The following is a 6,578-nucleotide window of genomic DNA, read 5'->3' as shown; positions in this document are numbered from 1 at the left end:
GCGTGGGGAATTCGACCGGGGCCTGAGGCTTCGTTGACTTAACCTGCCATGACAGGCAAATGTCATGGCCACAACAAAAGCGACAAGCCGTTCCGCCCGGGGAAGAAGCAGCCTTTCTGGATGCCAGACACGGAAGATGTCATAGCCGAACTCGGCAATGAGCCGCCGCTTATCGCGGACGGCCGCAGCGGCCCGCCCGATCGGCGCGAGGTTTCTGCGCGCTGGCTGTCGGGAACATTCCTGACCGGCGTGACCTCGAGCGTGTTGATGGGCGTGGCGCTGTTCGCCGCGCTTGACGGACGCCAGCAACTGGCGACGCCACCCGAGATCGCCGAGCTGATCGGCCTGGCCAGCAATGGCGATTCCGGCGAGGTGGCCAAGACGACCAGGCTGGTGGCGCCGCGCCAGATCGCCAAGGCCAAGGACCGCCGCCGCATGGAAGTGTCGATGGTCACCAAGGTCGGCGACCGCGATGTCATCCACACCATGCCGTTCGTGCAGATCAAGATGGCGCTCGCCGCCGGTCACACCACCAGCCGGGCCTACCCGCCCTTCGACCCGATGCAGGTGTTCGGCGACGACGGCGACGACGCATCGGCGCAGCCGGCGACGGCGTCAGCCGCAGCCGGCCAGATCTATGGCGCCAAGGTCGAAAGCGAGATGAGCCTGAAAACCGTCGATTTCCCCATCGCGACGGCCTCCTTCGACGAAAAGAGCGACCTGTCCGCCGATGAGGTGGAAAAGGTGGTGCGCGAAGCCGGCACCGACCTCAGCGACGGCGCCGTGCAAGTCGCTTCACTTCACTATGTCGACCCGCAGCGATTCGGCGAAGCCTTTGCCGAAAGCATGGCCGGTTCCTATGACGTGAAGATCGTGCCGGAAAACGTCTCGGTGGCGCCGCGCGCCAATGTCGACGACCAGTCGCCGGCTTTCGCCGAGGAAATCATCCCCTTCACCAAGGATACCGATCTTACCGAGGCCTTCGCCGATTCGGGCTATACCGGCGAAGACGCCACCGGCATGGCCGAAGCAATCGCCAAGCTCTTGAACGCCCCGGCACTCAAGGCGGGAACGGTGCTGCGTGTCGGTCTCGAGGTTCGTGGCGATGCCGCCAAGGTCGTACGCACCAGCGTCTACGACAAGACCACGCATATCGTCACCATCGCGCTCGACGACCGCGGCCAGTATGTGCCTGCGCAGGAGCCGGATCCGAATCCCGAATTGTTGACTGCGTTCGACGATTCGTCGGCGCCAGTGGTGGTGCGTGGCAATCTGCCCAATGTCTATGACGGCATCTACCGCACCGCTTATTCCTACGGCATGTCGAAGAAGATGACCCAGCGGCTGATCAAGCTGCTGGCGTCTGGCGTCGACTTCCAGTCGCGACTCAATCCGTCGGATCGCCTCGAAGTGCTGTTCTCGCAGCCAGACGGGGACGACCAGACTTCCGACGATTCGGAGCTCCTCTATGTCTCGGCGACATTTGGCGGCACGACGCGCAACTTCTATCGCTTCCAGATGCAGGACGGCAGCACCGATTATTTCGACCAGGATGGATCGAGCGCCGAGCAGTTTCTGCTGCGCAACCCACTGCCCAACGGCAGGTTCACCTCCGGCTTTGGTGCACGCAAGCATCCTATTCTGGGCTATGTCCGCATGCACACAGGCACCGATTGGGCAGCTCCCATCGGATCGCCGATCATTGCCGCCGGCAACGGCGTGGTCGAGAAAGCGGGCTGGGCCGGTGGCTATGGCAAGCAGATCATCCTGCGCCATGCTAACGGGTACGAGACCTCTTATAATCACCAGAGCGCCTTCGCCAAAGGCATCGCGCCTGGCGTTCGTGTCCGGCAAGGCCAGGTCATCGGCTACCTCGGTCAGACCGGCCTCTCCACCGGTCCACACCTCCACTACGAACTGATCGTCAATGGCACCAAGGTTGATTCGATGCGCGTCCGACTGCCGGTCGGCAAGGTGCTGAAAGGCGACGATCTCGTCGCCTTCAAGCGCGAGCGCGAGCGCATCGACGATCTCCTGAAGCAGGAAGACGGCAATTCGCTGAAGGTCGCCAGCGCCAAGATCGAAGGCTGAGCCTTCGCGTTTCAGTCCTGCTGGGTTTTGGCTTGCGGCGACGTTTTGGCTTGCCGCGACCAGGGCAATGGCTCACCGGAAATGGTCATCCAGGCAATCACTGCCGAAAGCAGGCATAGCAGCGCCGTCACCAAGGAGATGGCGGCAAACGCCGCATCGCTGGCCGCGAGCCTTGCCGCATCGAGTGCCGGCGCAAGTCCTGGCGGCGCCGGTTCGCCGAAGCCAGGCACGCCGGGCGCTGCACTCCCGTCCAGCGCGTTGGCGTAGATCCAGGCGGCCAGCGACCCCATCGCCGCCACGGCGATCAGGCCGCCGATGCGCGAGACGGCATTGTTGATGCCGGAGGCGGCGCCCGTATCCTTGTCTTCCACCGCTGTCATGATCGCGGTCGACAAAGGTGAGACGACCAGCGCCATGCCAAGTCCCATCAGCGCCATCAGCGGAAATATCCCCGCCCAGAATTGATGGAAGCCGGCATGGGCGAGCAAGGCAAGCCCGGCGAAGGCGACCGCCACGATCAGGCTGCCGCAGGCGATCGGGAAACGCGGTCCGATCCGGTCCGACAATTGGCCGACCGGTCCCGACAGAAGCGCGATCGATGCCGACAGCGGCAGGAAGATGAAGCCGACTTCGGCCGTGCTCAACCGCCAGCCGGCGATCAGCAACATGGGTAGGTAGAAAAGATTGGCCGACAACGCGAAATAGAGGAAGAAGGTCGCCACATTGGCGCCGGCGAAAGCGCCGATGCGAAACAGGCTGAGGTCGATCATCGGCTCACGCTGCCGCTGCTCGAACAGGATGAAGACGACCAGCAGCACGGCACCGGCGGCAATGCTGGGCCCAGCCATATGGCCCTCGCCGCTGGAGCTCATCGATGTCAGTCCATAAGCGAGCGCGCCGAAGGCCAATGTCGCGAGCGCGCCGCCACCAAGATCGAGGCTGCGCTTCTCCGTCGGTGCATCGGCCGGGATCTTGACGAGCAGCAGATAGATCGAGATCAGGCCGAGCGGTAGGTTGACGGCGAAGATCGCCCGCCAGATGCCGTCGCCGAAAGCAGAAAGCACCAGGCCGCCGAGCACGGGACCAAGCGCGGTGGTCAAGGCCGAGGCCGCCGCCCAGATGCCGATCGCTCGGCCGCGCTCCTTTTTCGGGTAGGCCTTGGCGATGATGGCGAGGCTGCCGGGCACCATGATCGCGGCACCGATGCCCTGGAGGGCGCGAAACGCGATTAGCACGACAGCGTTCGGCGCCAGCGCACAGGCGAGCGATGTGGCGACGAAAAGCGCAATGCCGGCCACGAAGGCGCGGCGCAGCCCGAACCGATCGCCGGCGGCACCCCCGGCAAGGATCAGCGCCGACAGCGTCAGCGCATAGGCATTGGAAATCCACTGCGCCTCGGCGAGGCTGGCGCCGAGATCGACGCGGATCGCCGGCATGGCGATGGCCAGGATCGAGCCATCGATGAATCCGAGCGCCGAAGCAAGGATCGCTGCGATCAACACGTACCGCCGCTGCGATTGCGGACAGAAGGTTCCGTTGGTGACCGGGCTGGTCAGCGGGACGGCGGCTGCTTTGCTTGGTGAATGCATGGAACCCTGCTTAGACCGCCATTGTGTTTGCAACAACCGGCCAGCACCTTGCTGTCCTTGAAACCAGCCAGTTGGCCAGGATGACGCCCTATCCGGATGCAAACGGCCGCAGTCATGCTAGGTTCCGGCGCGAGCAACAGGCCGGGAGAAATCGATGAAGCGCCCACTTGAGGCATCGGCGGAGGGACGTGGCCGCATCGTCGGGATCACCGACGGCGTGTTCGCCATCGCGCTGACCCTGATCGTGCTCGAGATCAGGGTGCCGGCGCATGAGGCTGTTCATTCCGAGCATGATCTGCTTGCCGCCATCGCGGCACTGGCGCCACGCTTCCTGACCTACGCCTTGAGTTTCCTGACGCTGACCATCTTCTGGTTCGGCCAGCAGGCGCAACATGGGCTGATCGCCAAATCCGACCGGCGGCTCGCCACGCTGAACCTCTGCTTTCTCGCCTTCATCGCCCTGCTGCCGTTCTCGACCGACCTTCTGGCCGACTTCCTCGAATTCAGGACCGCGGTTCTTGTCTATTGGCTCAATCTGCTGATGCTCGGCGTCACGCTGTTCGCCAGCTGGCGCTACGCCGAGAAGAACGGTTTTGTGGCCGAAGATGTCGACGCGCAAACGAAACGCACGGTCTATCTGCGCATCGTCAGGGCACAGATTCTATGGGCGATCGGCGCCGCACTTTGCCTGGTCACCCCACTGCTCAGCGTCGGCTTCATTCTGGTGGTGCAGCTGATCTATGCCGCCGCGCTGCGTGGCTCATTGCTGCGCAAAGTCATCGGCTGAAGGTCCGCCGACGAACTCCACGGTGACGCCTGGCGACACCAGCTTGGCAAGCTCGCGCGCGTCCCAATTGGTCAGGCGCACGCAGCCATGGCTTTCGGTCTTGCCGATCTTCGACGGCTCCGGCGTGCCATGGATGCCGTAGGTCGGCTTGTCCAGCGCGATCCACACCGAACCAACCGGACCGTTGGGCCCAGGTGGGATGGTCAGGATCTTGTCGTTCTGGCCCTGCTTGAAATTGATGTTGGGGTTGTAGGTGTAGTTCGGGTCTAGCGCGATGCGCGACACCGTGTGGATACCGGTGGGCGACGGCGTGTCGGCCGAGCCGATGGTCGCGGGATAGGCTGCGACCAGCTTGCCGCCCGCATCGTAGGCATAGACTTCCTTCTTGCCCTTGTCGGCGACGATGCGCGCGACCGGCGTCGAGACCAGCTTGCCGAAATTGGCAACTTTGATGATCGTCCCGGGGCGATTGAAGTCGAGACCCTTGTTGATCGACTTCAGATAGTTCTCGTCCATGTGGAAACGCTCCGCCAGCGCTTCGGGCACCGACGTGTAGCCCATGCGGTCGAGCTGCGCCTTCTGGCTGTAGTCTTCCGGGATCGAGGCGACGTAGGGGCCGGCCGCATCCTCTGGCGTGATCGTGTAGTTGGCAAAGGCGTCGCCGCCCGATTGCGCAAGAGCGGCCTGGATGCCGACCGCATCGGTCGACTTCAAATTGCTGCCGCTGATCTCGTTGTATGCGGCGAGCGCCTTGTCGACGTTCGAGCCGAAGCGCCCGTCGATGACGCCAGGCGAAGCACCGCCGCGGTCGAGCAGCACCTGCAGGGCGGCGACATCCTGGCGCGCTCCCAGCGACAGCGATGGGTCGACCGCTGTGTTGCCGTCAGCCTTCGGCGGCAGCGCCGCCTGATCGGCGGGCGCGTCCTGATCCTCGGGCGCTGCCGGCTGGAGAGGATCTATCGAGGCTTCATCGAGCGGCTGGCGCTTGATGGTATGCGGCTTTGCCGGCTGCGGCGCGTCGGGGTAATTGTTGTCGTAGCTGCCGTCGTCCTGTGGCGCCGGCGGATAGGTTTCCACCGAATTGCCGCCGTCATATTCGTCCGCCGGCGGCGGGATGACCCGGCCTTCCTCTTCCAACTGCCTGCGGCGAAAGCGTGCCATGTCTTCCGGATCGTCGAGATAGTAGCGGTCATCGTCCGCCGGGCCGCGGCCCAGCTCGCGCAGCCGCATCTCGCGGCGCAGCGCGCGCCGGTCGAGCCGTGTCTGCGGTGGCTGGATGGCGATGACCTTGCCGGTATCGGCATCGACGATGACGCGATTGCCCCTGGCGTCGTAGTAGATATCGAGATTGCCGTCCTGCGCGACAAGGATGCCGCCTGGATCGGCGGCACGGGCAACCCTTGGTGCATCGTCCTGCGTCGGCGCGGCAAACGCGCCGGAAGACACAAGCCCGGCGGCGAGCGCCGAAAGGGCAAAGATCGTGCGGAACATGGTGGCCAAACTCTCCGGTCCGTAAATTGCCGCCGCCCGGCATTATTCTTTTAGAATGCCACATCGTGCCTTCCGAAAATCGAAACGATTTTCGGGGCCGATGCGGTAAGCGAACCCCTTCGCCAGCAAACCAGTTAACCCACCGTATGATTCCAACATGAACCGGGCATGAAGATGGCGGTTTTTCGGCCTCTCGCTGGATATTAGCTAGCTTGCGCCAAGCCCCAGTTGCTTGCGCGCCTGCTTCGTCAGCTTCAGGGCGACCAGACGATGGCTCTCGCGCAGATAGTCCTTCAGCGCTGCATCATCCACGCTCTGGCTTGTCTGACGCTGGATCCATTTCATGCCGCGCGATGCGAGATAGGGCGCGGGCCGACAGCCAGGCTGTTCCTTGAGCACGTCATAGGCAATGTCGGAGCATTTGAAGGTGACGAAGAGTTGCTTTCCTTCGTCCCAGCCGCCGATTGCGAAGACCTTGGTCCCGACCTTCCAGACATGGGCGCCGCCCCACTGGACGACATGGTTTGTCGCCGGCAGCGAGGCGCAGAAGCTGTTGTAGTCGTCCAGCGTCATCCGGGCCTCGCTGTTTGTAGGATGCCTATAAGAAAATGCCGCGCATC

At 63.5% G+C, this 6,578-nt stretch carries 5 protein-coding genes; 2 read left to right on the top strand and 3 right to left on the bottom strand.

The window, feature by feature from the left end:
- Positions 1-120 precede the first annotated feature (120 nt).
- The gene (locus MESOP_RS08245; protein WP_041164571.1) at positions 121-2,091 is read left to right on the top strand and encodes a M23 family metallopeptidase; all 1,971 of its coding nucleotides are present in this window, start codon (positions 121-123) and stop codon (positions 2,089-2,091) included.
- Positions 2,092-2,102: 11 nt separating this feature from the next.
- On the opposite strand, the gene MESOP_RS08240 is transcribed toward MESOP_RS08245, so the two are convergent.
- On the bottom strand, positions 2,103-3,680 hold the full coding sequence (locus MESOP_RS08240; protein WP_013892878.1) for an MFS transporter: 1,578 nt from the start codon (positions 3,678-3,680) through the stop codon (positions 2,103-2,105).
- 154 nt (positions 3,681-3,834) lie between these two features.
- On the opposite strand from MESOP_RS08240, the gene MESOP_RS08235 reads away from it, so the two are divergent.
- Positions 3,835-4,467, top strand: coding sequence for a TMEM175 family protein (locus MESOP_RS08235; protein WP_013892877.1), 633 nt, complete (start codon positions 3,835-3,837; stop codon positions 4,465-4,467).
- On the opposite strand, the gene MESOP_RS08230 is transcribed toward MESOP_RS08235, so the two are convergent.
- Complete coding sequence (locus MESOP_RS08230) at positions 4,441-5,958, bottom strand: L,D-transpeptidase family protein (protein WP_013892876.1); 1,518 nt, start codon at positions 5,956-5,958, stop codon at positions 4,441-4,443. The two genes, MESOP_RS08235 and MESOP_RS08230, sit on opposite strands and share 27 nt — an antisense overlap.
- A gap of 207 nt (positions 5,959-6,165) precedes the next feature.
- Complete coding sequence (locus tag MESOP_RS08225) at positions 6,166-6,531, bottom strand: MmcQ/YjbR family DNA-binding protein (RefSeq protein ID WP_013892875.1); 366 nt, start codon at positions 6,529-6,531, stop codon at positions 6,166-6,168.
- Positions 6,532-6,578: the final 47 nt, after the last annotated feature.

The organism is Mesorhizobium opportunistum WSM2075 (assembly GCF_000176035.2).
In the GTDB taxonomy this organism is placed as follows: Bacteria; Pseudomonadota; Alphaproteobacteria; order Rhizobiales; family Rhizobiaceae; genus Mesorhizobium; species Mesorhizobium opportunistum.
Note: the sequence above shows the minus strand (reverse complement) of the source record. Positions and strands in the feature narration are given on the sequence as shown.